Origin of the sequence: Lacrimispora sp. (assembly GCF_032078915.1) — a bacterium.
Classification (GTDB): Bacteria; Bacillota; Clostridia; order Lachnospirales; family Lachnospiraceae; genus Lacrimispora.
The window spans coordinates 1-20704 of the sequence record NZ_DAMAUN010000052.1; the positions used below are offsets into that span (position 1 = coordinate 1).

Annotated in this window: 28 protein-coding genes; all 28 read left to right on the top strand. The window is 45.2% G+C overall.

Annotation, left to right across the window (positions count from 1 at the left end):
• Positions 1-452: DNA adenine methylase (locus tag RT269_RS18735; RefSeq protein WP_313184858.1), on the top strand; the 452-nt coding region annotated here is incomplete at its 5' end.
• 32 nt (positions 453-484) lie between these two features.
• Positions 485-688 (top strand): hypothetical protein, encoded by a 204-nt coding sequence (locus RT269_RS18740; protein ID WP_313184860.1) that lies wholly within the window; start codon positions 485-487, stop codon positions 686-688.
• Positions 689-710: 22 nt separating this feature from the next.
• Positions 711-920 (top strand): hypothetical protein, encoded by a 210-nt coding sequence (locus RT269_RS18745; protein WP_313184861.1) that lies wholly within the window; start codon positions 711-713, stop codon positions 918-920.
• A complete protein-coding gene (locus RT269_RS18750; protein WP_313184863.1) occupies positions 904-1083 on the top strand; it encodes a hypothetical protein in 180 nt (59 codons plus the stop codon). Before RT269_RS18745 ends, RT269_RS18750 begins: the two co-directional genes overlap by 17 nt.
• Complete coding sequence (locus tag RT269_RS18755; protein WP_313184865.1) at positions 1076-2065, top strand: type II toxin-antitoxin system PemK/MazF family toxin; 990 nt, start codon at positions 1076-1078, stop codon at positions 2063-2065. The genes RT269_RS18750 and RT269_RS18755 overlap by 8 nt, the downstream gene beginning before the upstream one ends.
• 11 nt (positions 2066-2076) lie before the next feature.
• A complete protein-coding gene (locus RT269_RS18760) occupies positions 2077-2232 on the top strand; it encodes a hypothetical protein (RefSeq protein ID WP_313184866.1) in 156 nt (51 codons plus the stop codon).
• A gap of 62 nt (positions 2233-2294) precedes the next feature.
• On the top strand, positions 2295-2747 hold the full coding sequence (locus RT269_RS18765) for a hypothetical protein (protein ID WP_313184868.1): 453 nt from the start codon (positions 2295-2297) through the stop codon (positions 2745-2747).
• A gap of 130 nt (positions 2748-2877) precedes the next feature.
• Positions 2878-3630, top strand: coding sequence for a DNA adenine methylase (locus RT269_RS18770; protein WP_313184870.1), 753 nt, complete (start codon positions 2878-2880; stop codon positions 3628-3630).
• Between the two features lie 68 nt (positions 3631-3698).
• On the top strand, positions 3699-4187 hold the full coding sequence (locus RT269_RS18775) for a hypothetical protein (RefSeq protein WP_313184871.1): 489 nt from the start codon (positions 3699-3701) through the stop codon (positions 4185-4187).
• Positions 4159-5505, top strand: coding sequence for a PBSX family phage terminase large subunit (locus RT269_RS18780; protein ID WP_313184873.1), 1347 nt, complete (start codon positions 4159-4161; stop codon positions 5503-5505). Before RT269_RS18775 ends, RT269_RS18780 begins: the two co-directional genes overlap by 29 nt.
• Positions 5506-5645: 140 nt before the next feature.
• A complete protein-coding gene (locus tag RT269_RS18785; RefSeq protein ID WP_313184874.1) occupies positions 5646-7082 on the top strand; it encodes a phage portal protein in 1437 nt (478 codons plus the stop codon).
• Positions 7082-8767, top strand: coding sequence for a phage minor capsid protein (locus RT269_RS18790; protein WP_313184875.1), 1686 nt, complete (start codon positions 7082-7084; stop codon positions 8765-8767). The genes RT269_RS18785 and RT269_RS18790 overlap by 1 nt, the downstream gene beginning before the upstream one ends.
• Complete coding sequence (locus RT269_RS18795; RefSeq protein ID WP_313184877.1) at positions 8764-9012, top strand: hypothetical protein; 249 nt, start codon at positions 8764-8766, stop codon at positions 9010-9012. Before RT269_RS18790 ends, RT269_RS18795 begins: the two co-directional genes overlap by 4 nt.
• Before the next feature lie 77 nt (positions 9013-9089).
• On the top strand, positions 9090-10262 hold the full coding sequence (locus RT269_RS18800) for a DUF2213 domain-containing protein (RefSeq protein ID WP_313184878.1): 1173 nt from the start codon (positions 9090-9092) through the stop codon (positions 10260-10262).
• Positions 10262-10771, top strand: a complete 510-nt coding sequence (locus RT269_RS18805) for a structural cement protein Gp24 (protein ID WP_313184880.1) — start codon at positions 10262-10264, stop codon at positions 10769-10771. Before RT269_RS18800 ends, RT269_RS18805 begins: the two co-directional genes overlap by 1 nt.
• Positions 10772-10786: 15 nt before the next feature.
• A complete protein-coding gene (locus RT269_RS18810) occupies positions 10787-11827 on the top strand; it encodes a DUF2184 domain-containing protein (protein ID WP_313184881.1) in 1041 nt (346 codons plus the stop codon).
• An 11-nt stretch (positions 11828-11838) separates the two neighbouring features.
• Positions 11839-12072: a hypothetical protein gene (locus RT269_RS18815; protein ID WP_313184882.1), complete on the top strand. Its 234-nt coding sequence runs from the start codon at positions 11839-11841 to the stop codon at positions 12070-12072.
• Positions 12073-12084: 12 nt separating this feature from the next.
• The gene (locus RT269_RS18820; protein WP_313184884.1) at positions 12085-12597 is read left to right on the top strand and encodes a DUF4054 domain-containing protein; all 513 of its coding nucleotides are present in this window, start codon (positions 12085-12087) and stop codon (positions 12595-12597) included.
• Positions 12587-12985 (top strand): hypothetical protein, encoded by a 399-nt coding sequence (locus RT269_RS18825; protein WP_313184886.1) that lies wholly within the window; start codon positions 12587-12589, stop codon positions 12983-12985. The genes RT269_RS18820 and RT269_RS18825 overlap by 11 nt, the downstream gene beginning before the upstream one ends.
• A 12-nt stretch (positions 12986-12997) precedes the next feature.
• Positions 12998-13495, top strand: coding sequence for an HK97 gp10 family phage protein (locus tag RT269_RS18830; protein ID WP_313184888.1), 498 nt, complete (start codon positions 12998-13000; stop codon positions 13493-13495).
• The gene (locus RT269_RS18835; protein ID WP_313184890.1) at positions 13492-13938 is read left to right on the top strand and encodes a phage tail terminator family protein; all 447 of its coding nucleotides are present in this window, start codon (positions 13492-13494) and stop codon (positions 13936-13938) included. The genes RT269_RS18830 and RT269_RS18835 overlap by 4 nt, the downstream gene beginning before the upstream one ends.
• Positions 13928-14101, top strand: a complete 174-nt coding sequence (locus RT269_RS18840) for a hypothetical protein (protein WP_313184892.1) — start codon at positions 13928-13930, stop codon at positions 14099-14101. The genes RT269_RS18835 and RT269_RS18840 overlap by 11 nt, the downstream gene beginning before the upstream one ends.
• Positions 14102-15439 carry a phage tail sheath family protein gene (locus RT269_RS18845; RefSeq protein ID WP_313184893.1) on the top strand — a complete coding sequence of 446 codons (1338 nt, stop codon included), beginning with the start codon at positions 14102-14104 and terminating at the stop codon, positions 15437-15439.
• A gap of 13 nt (positions 15440-15452) precedes the next feature.
• Positions 15453-15923, top strand: coding sequence for a phage tail tube protein (locus tag RT269_RS18850; RefSeq protein ID WP_313184894.1), 471 nt, complete (start codon positions 15453-15455; stop codon positions 15921-15923).
• A gap of 11 nt (positions 15924-15934) precedes the next feature.
• Positions 15935-16351, top strand: a complete 417-nt coding sequence (locus tag RT269_RS18855; RefSeq protein ID WP_313184896.1) for a phage tail assembly chaperone — start codon at positions 15935-15937, stop codon at positions 16349-16351.
• 162 nt (positions 16352-16513) lie between these two features.
• On the top strand, positions 16514-18991 hold the full coding sequence (locus RT269_RS18860; RefSeq protein ID WP_313184897.1) for a hypothetical protein: 2478 nt from the start codon (positions 16514-16516) through the stop codon (positions 18989-18991).
• Positions 18992-18999: 8 nt separating this feature from the next.
• Positions 19000-19722, top strand: coding sequence for a hypothetical protein (locus tag RT269_RS18865; protein WP_313184899.1), 723 nt, complete (start codon positions 19000-19002; stop codon positions 19720-19722).
• On the top strand, positions 19719-20696 hold the full coding sequence (locus tag RT269_RS18870) for an XkdQ/YqbQ family protein (protein WP_313184900.1): 978 nt from the start codon (positions 19719-19721) through the stop codon (positions 20694-20696). The genes RT269_RS18865 and RT269_RS18870 overlap by 4 nt, the downstream gene beginning before the upstream one ends.
• The last annotated feature ends 8 nt before the right edge of the window (positions 20697-20704 follow it).

The window sequence follows — 20704 nt, forward strand, 5'->3', positions numbered from 1 at the left end:
CAGCCTATGCGGTCCGGTATTGGAATCAGCTTCCGGAAGCACTGGCAGAAATGGCTGTTAGGCTGAAAGGTGTGCAGATCGAAAACAGACCAGCGCTGGAGCTGATCAGAGCCTTTGATCATGAAAACGTCCTGATCTACCTGGATCCGCCCTATGTGTTATCAACGCGGGGCCGGAAGCAGTACCGGCATGAAATGTCTGATCAGGATCATGAGGAGCTACTGGATGTAAGTGTTCACAGCCGGGCGAAAATTATGCTTTCCGGATATGATTGTGAGTTGTATGAACGTTATTTGAAGGACTGGTACAAACTGCAGATGCCGGCCAGGGCGCAGAATAATCTTAGACGGGTGGAAACGCTGTGGTTAAACTTTGAGCCGGTGGAGCAGATGAGATTAGAGTCAGAGGCAGGCCAAGAAGCAGGAAGATCTGCGCTTATGCCTGCTACGTAAAATTAAGATTTCCTTGAGAAAGGTGGTATGAATTGAAAATAGTTGATGATTTTAAAATGATACGGAAAGGAGACACTGTCCGAAAATACACAGATAGCTCCATGACTACATATCGTGACTACGAAGTAATCCAGGGCGGTAAAGCAGCTATGGGAGGCTTAATATATATACAAGATATTAAAAGTGGCGGCCCAGAGTGGGTAAATATTTACGATATTGTAAAACTGGTAAACTGAGATTTCATGAGGAGGGTACAGATTGAGAAAATCACCAAAAGAACGCCGGAATCAGTATGTGCAAGCGCAGAGGATCACCACGGCAGAGGCTGCTATAGCAGTAAAGGCGCAGCCTGCCATGACCTTCTCTGCAACACATCCGGCTTATACATATACAAGCTTATGCCCGGATCCGGCACTGCGTGAGCCACCGGCGAAAGGAAAGAAGGTAGAATGTGAGACTAGAAGATAAAAAGAAAATCGTTGTCCAGGTTTATCCTGGCAGGAGGTTTGGGACTGTGATTGGCAGCAACGATGGCCTGATCGGGATCCTGCAGGACAACGGTGAGTACATAGATGTGCCTCAGGAGAGGTTGAGGATTATTTCAGAGGGAGAGGAGGAAAGAGATGAATAGTGTAAATAGCCTTGGAGATATTGGCAAAATTTTCCTATCCGAGCCTGTCAATGATCAGGAAATTAAAAGAGGCGATGTGTATTATATTGCTGCCTTGCAGAGTGAAAAAGATGGTTGTGTGCAGCAAGGTGGGAGACCTGGAATCGTGATAGGTAATAATACCGGAAATCTGCATAGCCCGGTAGCAATCATTGTATATACAACCACGCAAAGAAAATCAAGTCTTCCGACTCATGTCGCTATAAGCAGTTTGCCGGAGGTAAGTACAGCGCTATGTGAACAGATTATTACAGTTAGCAAGAGCCGCTTATGCGAATTTATGGGACGACTGACGGAAGAAGAAATGAAAGGCGTTGATAATGCTTTAAGAACCAGTATTGCCTTAAATCAAAATCAGCAGCTACAAGAAATAGAAGGTGTTCCCTTTTTTGAATGTGGAGAGGATAAGCTCCTACAGGAGGCGCAAAAGAAGGTTATATGCATATCTGAGACAGCAAACCGGATTAATAGGACAAATTCAGCCTTGAAAGCGGTTGTGAATAGTGAGGGTTTCTGTTTTATGGGGAATAATCTCATTGAGCTGGATTCCATTCTTTTTCCCGATGATTTGAGAGAGATTAAAACAACGGCCATTAACCAGATTAAGAAGCGTAAAAAGGCTGATGAGGATATATTGAAAGAGCTTATAGGGGGCTTTAGTTTGGTGCCGGAGAGCGCGCCAGATAAGCAGGACAAAACCAATATTAATACAAAGTCTATACTGCCTATAAAGCGATTAACCGTAAATGTAAAGGAGCAAGTGGGACAGCTTTATAAGGCCGGAAAAGAGATGGAAGAGATCGTGCTTGAAACTGGTATTGATATTGTGCGGATAAGCCGGTACATAAAAGAGAGTGGCCTTGGAGAAGAGAGGTATAAAGGCGAAAGTATACCGAGTGGGGGATCGGCTATGATTCCCACGGTAGGTGCTTTTAGGAAATAGGGAGTGAATAGATGAGTTTTGAGGATTATACCGGAGGAGGTAGAGAAGGCTGGAAAAGACAAGAGCCATATCAAATAACAAGAAATGTCTGTGTTGTGGCAAGTTATATCCTTCTGATACAGATCAGAAAAGGTGTACTTGTGAGCGGGCAGGGTGGCTGTTCGTAATTGGGACTTGGCACCTGCCGAAGATCCAAGGTAAGCATTGACAGCGGGGAGGTGACTGTATATTGACAGTAAAAGAGTATCTAAGCCAGTTGGACGATCTTAATAAAAAGATCAGGCATAAAAAGCAGGAGCTTAAGGAGGCAAAGCGTAACAGGGGAATTGTTATAGTCTCAGATGGAACAGACGGGAAGGTTCAGACCTCATTTACCGGATCCACGGGCAAGCAGACAGAATCCCAGGCGTTACGGATCGTGTCTCTGGAAGAGGATATTGAAAGCAAAATTATTGAATACATGGAATTGAAGCACGAATTAATAGATCAGATACATGACCTTAAGGACGGTTTGTGTATTGATATTCTGTACCACAGATATGTGCGCAGCGAGAAGAACTTTACAAAGATTGCCTGCGATATGGGGTACTCGTATAAATATATAATCAATAAGCACGGAGAGGCTTTACTGGCTTTTGAAAAGACTCATCAGGAGCTGTTTACTGATGAAAGTGGTAAATGATGGAAAACAGATGGAAAAGTTTTTTTAAAGGTATGTTATACTAATAGCGTGGTATTGGGCTTCCGAGAGGAGGCCCTTTTTAAATCCCGACAGGAATTTTGTTATCATCAATTGAAAAGGAGATGGTAACATGAATAGTTTTATTAGTTGGATAGGTGGTAAAAAGCTTTTACGCAAAAAGATCCTGGAACAGTTTCCGGATCCGGATTCCTTTAAACGATACATTGAGGTATTTGGGGGAGCGGGCTGGGTACTGTTTGCAAGTGATAAACATGCAGCAATGGAGGTTTTCAATGATGCAAACGGTGAGTTGATTAATCTATATCGAATTGTGAAGCATCACCCGGAAGCTTTACAGAAAGAACTGGAGTGGCTGCTGATGTCCAGGGAACAGTTTTTTGATGAACTCAGCCGTAATACAAGGGGTATGACTGATATTCAGAGGGCAGCGAGGTTTTTCTGCATGATTAAAGAGAGCTTTGGTGCTGATTGTAAATCGTTTGGTGTTAGAACCAGGGATATGCAGAAAGCGGTTGATTATCTTAAAGGGGTATCAGGCCGGTTAAACCGAGTTGTCATTGAAAATCAGGACTTTGAGCGATTAATAAAGACTTATGATCGTCCAGATGCATTATTTTATTTGGATCCACCTTATTACGAAGCGGAAAAGTATTATCCGGATCGTTTTAATCCAGAGGATCACAACCGGCTGCGTGAGTGCCTTGGTGGCATTAAAGGCAAATTTGTTTTGTCCTATAACGATTGTCCCCGGATCAGGGATCTGTATGAGGGGTATACGCTTGTTGAGGTAGAAAGGACGGACAATCTTGTTACCAAGAGCGAAAGCCGAAAATATAAAGAGCTTATTATCAAAAATTTCTAATTGCACAGGGCTGCAAGCTGTCACAGGTTTGCAGTCTTTTATTATACACAGATCGGAAGGTGAGGTGGTTGGCTCGTGGACATGAAAACCTAATCCCGTTTAATAAACGAACAGAGGTTGAACAGAGGAAAATTGCATCAGCGGGTGGAAAAGCCTCTGGTGAAGCCAGACGGAAAAAGGCAGACTTCCGCAAGACATTGAACGCCCTTCTCACCGCTGAAATAGATAGCCCTGAATGGTCCCCGGTCCTGGAAGCCCTGGGCCTTGATAGTACCCTGGAATCAGCGGTTAATGCTGCTATGATAAAGGAGGCCCTTTCAGGAAATGTAAAAGCCTATGAAGCAATTGCAAAGTATTCCGGCCAGTCTGAGAAGACGGACACAGATCAGGAAGAACAGCAGATACGAATGGCAGCGTCTAAGGCTAAGATGGGCGTTGATGATGAGGAAGAAGTGGAGGACGATGGTTTCCTTGATGCATTAAGCGGATCAGCTGCAACAGATTGGGAGGATTGGGAAGAAAATGAGGATGAAGAGGAAGAAGAGACCGATATTTAAGTTTCAACCCTTTTCTCGCAAGCAAAGAATGGTATTGAACTGGTGGACGAATAATTCCGTAGTTAAGAATATGGATGGGATTATCGCTGATGGAGCTATCCGATCAGGTAAGACGGTTTCCATGTCATTATCATTTGTCATGTGGGCTATGAGCTCCTTTGATGGACAGAATTTCATAATGGCAGGAAAAACGATCAGCTCCTTTCAACGTAACGTACTTACAACATTAAGAACGATGCTAAGCAGCCGAGGATATAAACATGTTTATCACTTGGCAGGCGAGCTACCTAATATGCTAGAGGTAACAAAAGGAGGCGTCACTAATTACTTTTATGTCTTTGGTGGTAAGGACGAAGGGTCACAGGAATTAGTACAGGGTATAACAGCGGCGGGTGTATTTTTGGATGAGGTCGCACTTATGCCAGAGTCCTTTGTCAATCAGGCAACCGGACGATGTTCTGTCAAAGGCTCAAAATTCTGGTTTAACTGCAACCCCGCAGGCCCCATGCATTGGTTTAAAGTTAACTGGATCAATAAGTCCATCGGATACCTTGGGAAGAAGAAAGCCGAAGAGTTAAGGACCTCAAACAAGGAAGTAAAGAACATATTGTACCTTCACTTCACCATGGATGACAACCTTTCCCTGGACGAAGAAATAAAGAAGAGATACCGCAGCATGTATGCCGGTGTCTTTTTTTTGCGTTATATCAAGGGTTTATGGGCGGTTGCCGAAGGGCTTATCTATACCATGTTTACCAAGTCGGCCAACATCTACAACGACGAGACACGGCCTAAGGGATTGGAGTATTTGTCTACCCGCACGATTTCTCTGGATTACGGAACGACAAACCCCTGTGTATTCCTGGATATATACGATGATGGTGATACGATTTGGGTGGATCGGGAATACCGATGGGACAGCCGGGTGGAGAAGGAAGGTCAAAAAACTGACAGCCAGTATGGTGATGCTATGGTTTCCTTTATGGGTGACAATCCGGATCTGCAGTGCGACGTTGTAGCGGATCCATCAGCGGCCAGTTTTATCGCAGAACTGAAAGGCCGGGGCTACATCGTAAAACCTGGGGACAATGAAGTGCTTGACGGAATTCGGGTGGTTGCAGCCCTGTTTCAATCTGGAAAGATTAAGGTGCATGAACGCTGTTCAGGATTGATCACGGAGTTACGGTCCTATGTGTGGGACGATAAGGCAGCACAGCACGGTGACGAGAAGCCGGTCAAGCAGCTGGATCACGGTCCTGATGCCCTAAGATACTATTGCATGACAAAGCTACCGAAATGGAGGAGGAATGTTCAATGATATTAGCTTGTTTGACTGGAATCTGGTTGTTTATTGATTTATTAATGGCATGGCAGTGTTGCAAAAAGAAAGATACTTGTGGAACCATACTCTGGTGTACTTTTGCGCTGCTTATGGCAAGGTTAGTATAGGAGGAGCTTATGGCAAGACCAAAACGAAACCGTCCGCAGAGAGAACGGGCAGAAAATAGAATACAGGTAAACGATGCCTTTTCAAACCCGATCGCACGGTTAGGCTACGGGACGCAGGATCTCCTGCAGGCTACCCAGTACCCGCTTACCCGCTTGACACAGAATTACCAGCTACTTACAAGCCTTTACCGAGATAACTGGATTATCCAGAACATCATATCGACCATTCCGGAGGATATGATCCGTAAGTGGTATACCGTGAAGAGCAACGTAGCACCGGAGTACATTGACGCCTTGCAGCGTCTTGAAAGAAAGGTGCATCTACGAAAGTCGATCCTGGAGGGAATGTACTGGGGCAGGCTTTATGGTGGGGCCGCAGCGATCATTATGGTAAAAGGCCAAGACGATCTATCACAGCCTTTGGACTACGGCTTGATTCTCCCCGGCACGTTCCTGGGATTGCAGATACTTGACAGATGGAGTGGCATCTACCCAGAGATGGGGATTGTAACAGATCCATCTGATCCTGATTTTGGGCTTCCTGCTTACTATACGATCAGGGACGAGGAAAGCGGGGTTCTGGTATCCAGGGTGCATCATAGTAGAGTGATACGATTCACAGGCAGGGAACTTCCCTACAATGAGAAGATAGCAGAGCAGTACTGGGGAGAATCGGAAATTGAAGCCATATACACCGAAGTTGTCAAGAGGGATAATGTTTCTTCCAACATTGCAGCGCTTACGTTCCGGGCAAATGTAAATTACATGGAAACAGATTCCATGGATCAAATGCTTGCGGTTAATAATGCAGAGGCCCAGCGCCGATTCTGGCAGACAATGCAGGCTCAGAGCGTACTAGAAAGCAATTTCGGAACCCGTTTGGTAAACAAAGGTGATGTTATGCACAATACCCAGTATACTTTCACAGGACTTCCCGATGTGTACGATCGGGTGATGATGGACGTTGCGGGAGCTGCCAGAACGCCAGTGACAAAGCTGTTCGGGCGATCCCCCGCCGGTATGAACTCCACCGGGGAAAGCGACATGAATAACTATTATGACTATATCGACGGACTAAGGGAAAATCAGTTCCGGCCATTGCTTGAAAAGATTCTTCCAGTTATGCTGCTATCGGCCTGGGGCGCTGTTCCTGATGATCTGGATATTGACTTCCCGCCACTGCAGACGCCGGATTCCAGCGAGATCGCTGATATAGCTGAGAAGAAAACTCAATCCATCATGTCAGTATATCAGAGCGATTTGATCGACGCTGCTACCGCTCAGAAGGAGCTTAAGGCCCTATCTGATGAGACCGGTATGTACAGCACCATTTCCGACGAGGCCATAAAGAAAGCGGAAGGAAAGACCTATTCAGACTACAAGGCAGTGCATGACCCCCTGGCAGGCTTCACGCTTCCGAGGACTTTTGAGGAGGGTGACGAGTAATGCCGCAGATGATACGCCCTCCCGGAAGTAAGGATGAAACGGCTTATCTTAGAGTGTTATTCCTAAAGACAGAGCAGCGTCTGATCGCAGAGATAAACCGGAAGCGGAGCCAAGGCTATGTTGATTATGCAGAGATGGCCGCCTTAAACAGGACACAGCAGATCCTCCAAGAAATGGTGGACGAGAGCTGGAGTTATGTCCCGGCTATGATCGAAAATATATTCTATAAATCCGAAGCTGCAGCCAATGGGTATAAGAATGCTGCAGGACTCACTGCTTCTCAGCTTGGAATCGTCCAGCAGTTATCTAATAACCTATTGGGTGACATTGTGGAAGCTTCTGTCACTGCCCAGAAGAACATCGAAGAGACGTTTCAAATCGGCAGACGAGAGGCTGACAAGGTAAGGGAAGCAGCCTTAAAGTCAGTAGCTGAAGCAAGGGCTGCAGGGTATGGCTCAGGCAAGGCAGCCGTCAGTATGGCCCAGGAGTTGCGATCCGCAGAAATAACAGCCTTTACTGATAAAGCCGGACGCAATTGGGGCCTACAGGATTATTGCAATATGGCTACCAGGGCAACGGCCAGACAGGCCGAAGTATCCGCGGTATTGACAGCAGATCCAGACCATGATTTATACCGTATCGTTAAGATCGGCAGCACCTGCCCTATATGTGCACCTCTTGAAGGAAGGGTTTACAGCCGATCCGGTACAAACCCGGATTATCCTCCACTGGCTTCTGCCTTTGGCAAAATTGATCCAAGCGGTAGCAATGACTTAAGCAATACATACTTGAATATCCACCCGAACTGTCTTCATGCTCTGGTTAAATACACAACCATTGGAAAGAGCGAGGCACAGATCCAGAAGGATAAGGATTTTTCAAGTTTCAGCAAAAACCCTATCACAGAGGATCCTAGAAGTAAAAAACAGATCGCAGCTTACAAGGAGAAGATCCGGAACCGGCAGAAACTCCTTAGCGATTACAAGCAGCATGAACGATACCGGGCGATACTTGGCAATGATATACCGAAAAACTTTGATAAATTCCGGGAGTTAAAGTATAATGATGGTGAGGGCTGGAAGAGTGCGCAGGCGCTTTACCGTAAGACCAACGCTTACAACAAGATAATTCTTAAAGAACCGGCGATCACTGCTGATCTGGCGCAGATATCTAAGGATACCGGAGTGCCTATGTCGGGTCTGGAATACCGGCTAAAAGCAAAAGATTCCTTCCTGCGTAAAGTGGGAACGGAAAGCGGGCACAGCCTTGATCCTCAAAGGATAAAGGATGTAATTACCTCCACGAATGATGTGATACGTTATACCTACCAGGATAATCCTTTAACGCTTGTAAATTCATATAAGAATATAACGGGAACATTGCAAGGAAAAGGATATGAACTTGTAAGAGTAAAGAATTTCTGGCACAATAAGGGGAATCCCTATAACGGCATTAATTGTACGTTTAGAATGCGAGATCCGAAAGGAAAAGGGTATCAAGACTTTGAGGTACAATTCCATACACCTGAAAGCTATGGGGTGAAGGATCGAATGCACAAGGATTATGAAGCGTGGAGGCTGTTAAGTGCTTCTTCTCCAGAAGCTATTGCACTTAGAAGAAAGATGATGGAGCAGTCACGAGGCATGGAGATACCAGCAAATATCGAAGAGGTGAAAAATAAATGAGTGTGACATATTATCGCATCAAGGATTTGGGTTTGTTGGGGAAAGAAGAGGATTACGTTCCCTATTTGTATAAGCCGGGCAAAGGCTGGGTTGTGGATATTGATAATATCTTGATGGATAGGGTTATGGGATTCGATGATTCAGAGCCGGATAATTCACCATACAAGATCGGTAATTCAAGCACTATGGACCTCGTGAAAGAGATCAGTCAAAAAGAAGCAGATAAGATCATAGCAGATTTGTAGGTACCATCAGTCAGAAAACGGCTGGTGGTATTTTTGTACCCTAAAAAGTTGTGATATCACAACAGAAAGGAAATTAAATGCTTGCATATTATGGATACACCATAAGCCCTAACCAGATTGAAACTGGCGAGGGCTTTTTAATTTGCCGGAATGTTCCTATTGCCCGAACCGGGAGTATGGACTACCTGGAAAGTGAATTGAATCCCGCGGGCAGCTCCACCAAGAGGGTTAAGGTGCTGCGATCTCCGGAAGAAGTGTTTTCCCCTGCGGCATTATCCAGCTTTGAGGGGAAACCCGTAACCAACGAACACCCTCCAGAGCTACTGACCCCAGAAACATACAGTCTTTATGCAAAGGGCCACGCCCAGAACGTAAGGAAAGGAGAGGGCCCGTGGGAGGGCCACATGGTGGCCGATTTACACGTTCAGGATGAAACCCTGATCCGAGAGGTGCAGGAGGGTAAGAGGGAGATCAGCTGCGGTTATGAATGCAGTTACTCTGATAATGGAGATGGAACCTATTCGCAGCACGATATCCGAGGGAATCATGTGGCAGTAGTCACAAAGGGGCGAGCCGGTAAAAATGTTGCGATTTTAGATTCAGTAAAAAAGATAGAGGCCGACCGGCCAGAAAGGAAAGATATTATGAAAAAGAGTTCATTGTTTAAGTTGTTTGCAAGAGCGGCTAAAGATGCCTCACCAGAGGAGCTGGAGTCCATGGCCGTCGATGCTGCAGAGGCATTAGAAGGAGAAACGAAAGCCGAACCGACAACAACTCCTGCAAAAGAAGAAGTAAAGGACTTTTCCAGCCTGGATGCAAAATTGGATAAACTTGTGGAATTACTGTCTGCTAAGAAAGAGCCGGAAGTCGATCAGGATCCACTGGAAGGCCTGATTAAGGCCCTTTCAGGTGAAGAGGAACCGGCTCCCAGTGCGGAAGCAAAGGTGATTCCTGCGGAGGAGCTTGACAAGTCTACCGGCACAGCAGATAAGGCTATCATGGCTGAGGTTATTAAACAGCTCCGCCCGGTAATTGCTGGAATTAAGGATTCAGCTGACAAAAAGGCTGTTACGGATTCACTTATCGCCTGTTTAACGGATAAGGATACTGTGAGCGATATTGCAAAGATTGCAGCCACTACCCAGAAGAATGCAGCCAGGCTGGCAGATAAGCAGCCAGGCATTGATCTGGACGCTTGCCAGTCTGCTTATGATGCTATGAACCCACACAAAAACGGAGGTAAGAAATAATGAGAGGACAGGTTATTGGTAAAAGTATGACACACGGTTATGCCGGAGATTATTCCAGGCAACCGGACATGATTATTGATACGCACCCGCTTGGTGGTGCTGTTGCCGTAAAGTTTGGTACACCTCTGGTCTATGATAGCGATAGCAATGTCGTAGCCTTTGGGGATAGCAATACTGCTGTTGACTTTGTAGGTGTTGCTTCCAGAGAGTTCAAGTCAGCGACGGCTTACCTTTCCCAGTCAGCCGGGCAATACGAGCCAGGAGAAGCAACTAGTACATTTAAGCGCGGTTGCATTAATGTGCTTTGCAATGTAGGCAGCCCCAAATTGGGAGGAAAGGTATATATCCGTACAGAAAAGAATGCGAGCATTCCTACGGGCGTTGTTGGTGGATTTGAAGCGGTTGAGGACACTGGAAAAACCGTGCAGCTTACTAATTGCGAGTGGCGTGGAGAAAAGGACGCAAACGGTGTGGCAGAAATCAGGATTTTATCCTGCAACAGAGCATAAGGAGGGCAATTAAATATGAAATATCAAAATATGGGAACATTCGATGCGGGAGTAGTAACTGCCCCATCAGCAGGAGCCGCGGCTCCCCAGAGATTCCAGGCGATGGATGCGGCAGCGATTGCAAACGGCGGGGCATTCCTGCAGTCTGAACTTGAAAAGAGAGATAATGTTATCAGGCAGCCTCTTACCAGTTTTACATACGGTCGTGATCTCCCGGTTCGTGTAGGGGGTGGCTGGGCTGAATACGTTTCTGCCATGAATGTGGAATACGGCGTCACCGGAGGCAGTGAGGACGGGCCTGTACACGCAGGTGGAGCCAACGGCGTTCCAATGGTGCAGGCTAATTTCGATAAGGAACTGTTTAAAACTCATATCTTTTCTGTTGGTATGAGAATTGGTTTCGTGGATATGCAGCGCGGAAATATGACTGGACGCAGCTACGAAAGCATTTTAAGGGACGGAATCCGAATGGCCTATGATAAGCACATGGATGCAAATGCTTATGTGGGTATTAAAAGGTATGGATCTACTGGAACTATTAATAACCCGAATGTAACAGTTGCAAATGCAGCCACTACAGGAACAGGGAGTTCGACGAAGTTTAGGGATAAAACCCCAAAACAGACCTTACAGGATATTAACGACGCAATTCTCGCGGTATGGAATGAGGCAGAAAATGATAGGAGTGCAATTCCTAATCACATCCTGATGCCATATGAACAGTTTAATTATCTCGCAACAACCGCGGTTTCCGAGTTGTCAGAGAAAACGATTCTTACATTTCTCATGGAAAACAACGTATCAAAGCAAAACGGAGTTGATCTTTACATAGGGGCAACTTCCTGGTGCAAGGGTGCTGGAGTAGGAGGCACTGATCGAATGGTTGTTTACATTAATACGGAACGCTTCATTGCCATGGATGAACTGGCACCGCTTAACAGGGCCATGACACAGCCGAATGCAACGAATCTCTGCTATGATACCGCATATCTGGCTAACATTTCAGAGGTGCAGATGTTCTATGATAACATCATGCGCTACGTTGACGGAATTTAAGGAGGGCTATCATGTTTATAAACAGTAAAAAGAACTTTGAGATCTGCGAGGGAGAGAAGAAATTTCTTATCCCTCGTGATTATATTGGAGAGGTACCGGCCTGGGTTGCTAAGCACTGGCTGGTGCTTGCCGCCATTAAAGACGGGTCCATTGCCACTCCTAAAGGAAAGAAAGATAAAGCACTAGAGCAGGCGGATGGAGAAGCCGAGGTAAAGGCGGACGCCGCCGACAAGCGGGAAGAATAAGGAGGATACGGCATGTGTGAGCAGTTTCATGGTTTAATATCCGCAGCGGCCAACATGCCGCAGCCGGGAGAGATTGGGTCTTACACGAAGGAAATGTTTCTGACTGATTTTCCTCAGTTCACAAAAAAGAAGAACAGCCAGGGAGAGGAAGAAGAGAACCAGATCATCAGTCTGGTTCCTGATCCTATGCTGCAGGTATTCATTAACAACGCTAATGCAAGTATTTTACCTAGCCGGTACTGTGAAATATGGAGATATGCCGCCGGGCTTTATGTGGCCCACTTTTCTGCGCTATACTTGAAAACTTACTCTGACGGATCCGTTACTCCGGCCAGAGCTGCTGCAACTGGTCAGCAGACCGGACTTGTGAAAGAGGCCACTATGGGCGATACGACCATAAGCTATGACAATGCGGCCATCACAGAGGCAAGTGCCAAATGGGGAGCCTGGAACGCTACCCAGTACGGCCAGCAGCTTGTGACCATGGCCCGCATGATCGGAATGGGAGGGATGTATGTTATTTGACAACCCAATCTTTGAAAACTGGTATACAGATTCCATGAGCATTTCCCGAAATGTTAGTTATAAGGTTGGTAATATTGATAAAAAGAGACGGGAAGAGATTTATAAAGATATTCCATGCCGGGTTTATAGTACAAAAAGAAACGGTCCTTCATGGAAAGAGACAGCCGCCACAGCTACCGCCACAGATAAAGTGGCCTGTGATGTGGCCGTGGACTTAAAGGCAGGGGATATGCTTATGATTGTAAGAGGCGGACTCTTAGGATGCAACCGGGAGCCTGAACGGTACTTTGCTGGTCTTCCGCAGCCTTATTTTGATCCGGTGGGCGGAGTTCTTTCCGGACTGGAGCATCAGGAAGCCGTTCTTTTAATGGACGAAGTGATCAAGTAAGGAGGAATTAAGATGTCAACCTTTGGTCAGGCAACCAGAAAGCGCCTGGAACAGCTCCGGAAGCAGGGGCAGAACGTACCTAAGATCATGGAGGAGGTTATGGAGGGGGCCACGATCGCAGCGGTAGAACGGGCTACGGAATTGACTCCGCCAAACGGATCCACTATATCCGGAACCGGAACCCGATCAGGAGACATGGCGCAGGCATGGGAGCTGGATAGCATTACAAAGCCGGTAATGACTGGTGGGAGCGTTCGAACCACTCTTGCAAACAACTTGCAGTACGCTTCTTATGTAAATGATGGCCATCGTATGGATCAGCACTTTGTACCGGGTCTAATCATAAATGGCAATATGCTTGAAAAGGTGGATCCCAAGTTGGGTGGTATTACGGTGGGAACTAATACGCCTTATGTAAAAGGAAAGTATATGAAGCAGGCAGCCATAGGGCGATATAAAAATGTTGTAAGGTGGGAACTTGATAAGCGAGTGAAGGAGAATTTTAAATGACATTTACGCTTACACAGTTAGTAGACTCCATAAGTGGAGCTTTGAAAGAAAGCTATCCAGATATCTCAGTATATAGTAATCAAAATCAGCAGGGGACGGATGTTCCTTGTTTTTTTATATTCTTCATGCCAACCGAGACAGAAAATCGGGTAGGTCGCCGTTTTATGCGGAACATTGGAATTGATGTGGTATATCTGGTTGAAAAAAACGATCCGGATGCGCATGATCAGCTGGTGTCTGTTGCTGATCAGCTGGACTATGCCCTGGAATTTATTCCCTATGAGGACGGAAAGCTACGGACCTATGACCGGGAATGGAAGATTGACGATGGGGAACTGCATTATCAGATCACCGTTAAGGCCATCGTTTCTCACCCGGACAACACACCCACGATTAAAGAAGTAGAATCCTATGAAGGAGGTATAAAACAGGATGTCAATTAGGAATATGCCAGTTAAGTATAAAACAGAGTCCCTGCTTAAGAGTAAAGCGTTCGCAAGCTATCAGCAGGATTTTGCCAGGGCGTTGCTCCCTGATCCGGAGTATGCCATAGAAGAAGCGAAAGAAATATTAAATAAGTTTTTTGGAAAGAAGGAGGGGAAATAGATGGCCGGAGGAACTTGGACCAGTCAAAACAAAAAGCAACCGGGCGTGTATATCAATGTTAAGTCAAACATGACACGGGGAGTCAATGTAGGAGATCGTGGTGTTGTTGCGATTTGCGAGCCGTTATCCTGGGGCCCGGAAGAGGAGCTCATGACGATTAATGTCGGTGATGATTTTGTCCCATTCATCGGATATGATTTTACAAATAGTAAGGCGCTGTTTTTAAGAGAGATTTTCAAAGGCAGCGGACACACAAGAGGGCCTGTTAAGGTCATGTTATACCGCCCAGCCACAACAGGTTCGGCAAAGGCAAAAGCAACTATTGCGCCGCTTACGGTCACTGCAAAGTACAACGGCGTAAGGGGTAATGATATCTCAGTTTCCGTTACTGCTGATCCAGATAGTGAGGGGAGCTTCACAGTTCAGACCATTGTTGGTGGAGCCGTCAAGGACACTCAGGTAGGAAAGGTTGTTACAGACCTGCATGGCAATGATTGGGTGGAGTTTTCTGGGATTGGGGATTTAGCAGCAAGTGCAGGAACAGCCCTTTCAGGAGGCGTAGATGGAACTGTGAACAGTGCGGCCTATTCTACATTTTTGACAATCTTAGAACCCCACACCTTTAACATACTGATCTATGATGGCTCTGACAGCACTGTACAGGCTGCTTATGTGGCCTTCATTAAACGGATGCGGGATAACCTGGGTAAGAAGTGTCAGGCTGTTACGGCGGGCGTCGAGAGCGATTCTGATGCTGTTATTTCAGTAAAGAATGGAGTGGTACTGTCAGATGGAACCACACTCACCCCTCAGCAGGCAACTTGGTGGGTTGGCGGAGCAGAAGCCGGAGCGAATTACAGTGAATCCCTGGTATATGCACAGTATCCTAACGCCGTGAATGTTTCTCCCCGTCTGACAGCTGCTGAGATTAATGATGCACTGAGCAAAGGCCAGATTGTATTTTTCGAGGAGTTTGGAAGCGTGAAAGTTGTTTCTGATATTAACACCCTTACCTCTTATGCGTCGGATAAGGGCGAGGCATTCAGCTTTAACCAGGTGATCCGTACCTTAGACACCGTTGCGAACGACGTTTACAAGAACTTTTCGCAGAATTATATAGGTAAAATCCCTAACAATGCAGCGGGAAGGGACCTGCTAAAGGCTTGGATCGTTGGATATTTGAATGAGATCCAGGCAAACGGAGGTATTCAGAACTTTGTTGCAGATGATGTAGTGGTGGAAGCTGGAGAGGCGATCAATGCGGTGGTCATAACGTTGGCGATCCAGCCGGTGGCAGCCGTTGAAAAGATTTATATTACAGCAACCCTTACAGATTAACAGGAGGTAGGATATGTCATTTTTATTAGAACGCGATGCCTTGAATGGTAAGGCCGGCCGGGCTTTTGCCGTGATTGCTGGTCGAAACGTGGAAATGTTCGGCCTTAAAAAGATTCAGGCAGATGCAGAGTTTCAGGAATCAGACTTTAAAGTGGTAGGAACCAATCTGGTACAGAAGAAGACTTCCGGTGTGACATTGACCGGATCGGCCACGATATATTACGGAACACCGGAGTTTTTAAATATGCTGAAAACGTATTTAAAGACAGGAGCACTTCCGTACTTTACAATTCAGATTACCAATGACGACGGGGGAAGCACCGTTGGAACTCAGACGGTAGCTCTTTACAATGTAAAGCTCCAGAAGCTCCCCATTGCCATGTTAGATGCAGACACAGAGTTTCTGACCATGGATATTTCTTTCAGTTTTACCAACGTAGAAATATTGAACGCATTTGGATCCCCAGCACAGCTGGGAGAATAGGAGAAAAATAAATGAGTAAGCTTAGCGCATTTTTAAAACCGGCAGTTGCCAGCGTTTCCAAGGAAGTAGTTGTGTCAGATCGCTTTCTTGATGAAAAAGGGGAGCCCGCAAAGATTACAATCAAGGGTATTACACAAGAGGAGAACAACAGATTAATTAAGCTTTGTACGCGTACTCAAAAAGATAAGGGTACCGTGTATGAAACTTTAGATAAAGTCTCTTATCAGAACAAGTTAGTCTTGGCCTGTGTTAGTGCCCCGGACTTTGCTAACAAAGAGATCTGTGATGCTTATGGTGTTGTAGATCCATCACTGGTTCCGGCTAAAATGTTTCTTAGTGGGGAATATGCTAAATTAGTTGATGCTATTATGGAATTGAATGGCTTCAAGGACAGTGATGAACTGAATGACGAAGCAAAAAACTTCTAGCGGGAGACGATCCCGAAGTTGGCCTTGCATATTATATGTTTGTCAACTTTGGAAAGCCTCCCGGATGGATATTACAATTTTCCATCGAGGAACGATCGTTAATGGCTCAAATGGCAATCAAAGAAATAAATTCAAGAAACAAGAAATAAAGGAGGTGGCGGCATGGCAGAAATTCGTGAAGAGTTAACACTGATAGATCGATTCACGCAGGTTTTTAACAATTTTATAAGCTTGGGCAATGCGGCTGCCACCCAGTCCGAAGCTGTGCAGGCTGCGGTAGATGGAGTGGATCAAGCTTCCTCCACCGCAGCCTCTAATGCATCTAATACCGTTGCTTCATACACCGCCGCTGCGGATGCGATAAGCTATTGGACTGATAAGGTAGGAAATTATGATAAATCGGCGATGGAGGCCACGTACACTACGCAAGAATTGGTAAAGCAGGGTTATAAAACAGCCGAAGCTTTGGTAGCAGAGCAGCAAGCAGCAGAAGCCGCTGCCGCAGCACAAGAAGCAGTTGCTGAAGCTACTCGTATGGACGCAGAAAGGCAACAAGCTCTCGCTCAAACAATTCAGAATGAAGCTGTAACTGCTTATGAAGCCGTAAATGAGGTTCTAAATGCAGGACTTACTCCAATGCAACAGTATGAGCGGCAAATAAAACAAGTGGAATCTGCTTTAAAGTCAAATGCAACAAAACTTCAAGAGGCTGCTACGTCCTATACGGATATAGTATCAAATCAGGGAGCCGCATCAGATGCGGCCGAAAAACAGGGACAAAAAGTTGAGCAGTTAACTGGTAAAATCAATGGGCTATTACGGCTACAAGATGAATTAAATAAAAAATTAAAGGAGGCCTCCGAGGGTCACGAAGAAGCTGGTGACAAAGCTAAGAAACACGGAGAAGAAGCTGATAAAGCTGCTAATGGTGGATTAAATAAGATGTTGGGTAAGCTCCTTAAGCTTGCAGCGATATATTCGTCTATAAGAAAAATGGGTGACTTGGTTTCCAATGCAATGAAGGAAAGCAATTATGAAGTCAAATTTCAAGCCACCTTTGGTGATGATGCCGTTGGTACTGCGGCTATGGATTACGCCCGAAGAACTGCGAATGAATATGGTAGAACCACAAGTGAAGTGGCAAAGGCAACATCTGAATTTATGAAAGTATCCACCCAGCCTGCAAACTTGGATAAGTTTAACGCCTTAACCGATAAGTTAGCTGTATTCAGTGAAGGAAATAGCTTTGGCCAAATGGGAGACGCATTGCAAAGAGCATTTATGTCTGGATCGACAGGTTTATTGGCTTCTACCACTAATATTAGCAAAGGTATTTTAGAAAAGTTTAAAGTCGAAGAACTGATTAAATCCGGCAAAGTATCTGAGGCTCTTGATGCCTTGGAAAAGGCAGCCGAGGCCGCGGGCATGACCGGAGAAGCTTATAATAAAATGCTGGATAGTCCGCAGAAAAAATGGGATAAATTTGTTAATGGCATGAAGAATGGAGCTGATCAGGCAGCTGGTGGATTTGTAAGAGCTTTCGCTCCAGCTTTTGATAAACTCGAGCAATGGGTAAGCAGTGATAAAGCACAAATTTTTTTCAAGGCTTTAGAGGAAGCGGCTTCTGTTGCGGCAATTGGCGTTGGCTATGTGGTAGATGGTATTATGTGGCTGGTAAACCTCGCAATGGATAATCTACCTATTTTAGCCGGGTTGTTTATTGCCTTAGGTGTTGCAGCATTAGTTGCAGGATTTCAAGCCTTTGCTGCCTGGGTGACGGCAACGTGGCCGATTCTTTTGATTATTGGAATAATCGTAGTTCTTGTACTTGCATTTTATAATTTGATTGACATCATCAACGAATGGACAGGATCAACGATTAGCGCCACTGGTATTATCATGGGAGCCATATTTGCATTAGCGGCTTTTATCTATAATACTTTTATCGTAATTCTTTGGAACGGTATTGCAGAATTTATTAACTTTTTCGCCAATGTATTCAAAGATCCGGTTGCGTCTATCAAGCTTCTATTCCTGGGGTTGTCTGAAACGGTGTTGGGATATATAGCAAACATTGCTCGCGGCATTGAAGATTTATTAAATAAAATTCCGGGCATTAGCGTTAACATGACTAGTGGATTGGACAATCTTCTTGAAAATGTTAAGTCCGCAGCGCAATCTGTTAAAGATGCTTCTGAATGGACAGAGGTAGCAAAGAAGTTAGACCAATGGGACTATAAAGAAGCAGCTACGCAAGGCTATGGACTTGGAGCGAAGATTGATAAAAAGCTGTCATCAATTAGCTTAGAGGGGCTCATGGGGAATATGGCATCCGGTTCAAATGATCCTTTTATGAATTACGACGGAATTGATAAAGTCGGGTCGATTGGTAAAGTTGGCGAGGTTGGTAAAATTAAAGATGATGTTAGCCTTGCTGATGAGGATTTAAAAATGCTGGTAGATTTGTCAGAACGGCAGTATGTAGCCTTGGTAAATCTTACAGTACCGCAGACTAATGCGACCGTAAATCAAAATAACTATGGTGGTGGAGGGCCGGATAATACTGATGCTATGATAAAAGCTTTAAGCAATGTATTGGGCACACAGCACGCTTCCAGTAGCAATGTTGCTATAGGATAGGAGGATTCATGAGAAATAAGTATAAATTTTTTGTTGAGATAGGTGGAGATACCATAGAGTTTCCCGTCAATCCAAAAGAATATTCCATCTCTTATCCCGCCGATCATAAGACCTATGATATTTTAGACATAGGAGAAATTGTTGTTCCCAGGCTGCCTTCCTTAATGGAAGTGTCCTGGGAATCTTATTTCCCGGGAAATGAAGATGATCCCCTTATTTATGGACATGACTGGACAGAACCTAGTGATTATGTCGAGTCAATATTGGAGGCCCGAGATAACAAGGAGATATGCGATCTTGTCATAAGCCGGTATGATGCCAGCGGAAGTCGCATGTATGATACAAATATCAGTGCAGTGATAGCCGGTTTTGAGACAACAGAAAAAGGCGGGGAAGCTGGCGACGTATATTACAAGATTAAATTTAAAGAATACCGGGATTATGCTCCTATTAGGATTGCACTTCCACAGCCGGAGCAACCTACACAGACGGTGCAGATCGAAGAACAACCGAGGCCACTGTCTACGGCTCCAGAGTTACGGGTAGGTGCTGCAGTTATTGCAAACGGTACTTATTTCAGCAGCAGTTATGGAGATAAGCCTACCGGTTCAGCTAACAACTTGTCAACAACGGTTTCAAGGATTATTCCAGACGCTTCAAGGCCTTACCCTATTTTGATAGGGGGGAGTCGTGGCTGGATTAAAGCAGATCAGCTGCAGGTGACAGGATGAGTTATAAACTCCTGGTATTTAATGCCGAGGCTAACTCAATGTATGACTATGCCCCAATTACTGAGAAGGTTACTTATACTACAAACCGGAACGGCAGTGCAGGGAAGCTGAATTTTTCTTATGTTCAGGAAAAACCGATCAATCTTACAGAAGGTGCAAAGGTCCAGTTTTATGTTGATGGAAAAGAAATTTTCCTGGGCTTTGTATTTATTACAGAGCAAGATCGCTGGGGTGTTGTTTCAGTTACTGCCTTTGATCAGCTGCGATATCTAAAATCCAATGCCAGTTATAGCTTTGTTGGAAAGAAACTGGGAGAGATAATTCAACAAATTGCAGCCGATATGCAGCTTCAGATAGGGACATTGGAGGATACCGGCTATACGATCCCTACACTTACAAAGGAAAATATAGAATGCCTTGATATTATCGAATATGGCTTACAGACAACTCAGTACAATACTGGAAGAACCTTTATTTTCTATGATGATTTTGGAAAGTTGAGCTTGCGGGAGGCTAAGAATATGATGTCTGATGTTTTGATCGGTAATGGCAGCGTTTTGGCAGAGTACACATATAAATCTGATATTAATTCCGAAACCTTTAACCAGGTGAAACTTGTTCGGCCTAACAAGGATACTGGACGGGGGGACACCTATGTATTCAGTGATAGCTCGACCATAAAGAAATGGGGCCTCCTGCAGAAGTATGAAAAGGTGGATGAGAATCTAAATGAAGCACAGATTAATCAGCAGGGTAATATCATGATGGCATATTATGACAGAGTGCTAAAAACAATATCGGTTGACGGCGCGCGCGGCGTAGTGGGCCTGAAGGCAGGATCAATGGCAATGTTTAAGATTAAGGACGTCCCAGAACTTTCCAAGGGATATTATTTACTCTTGGATAAAGTAAAGCATACTTTTTCAGACGGAGAGCATACCATGAGTGTTGAAGCTAAAATCATAAATATTTAAGGAGGGTG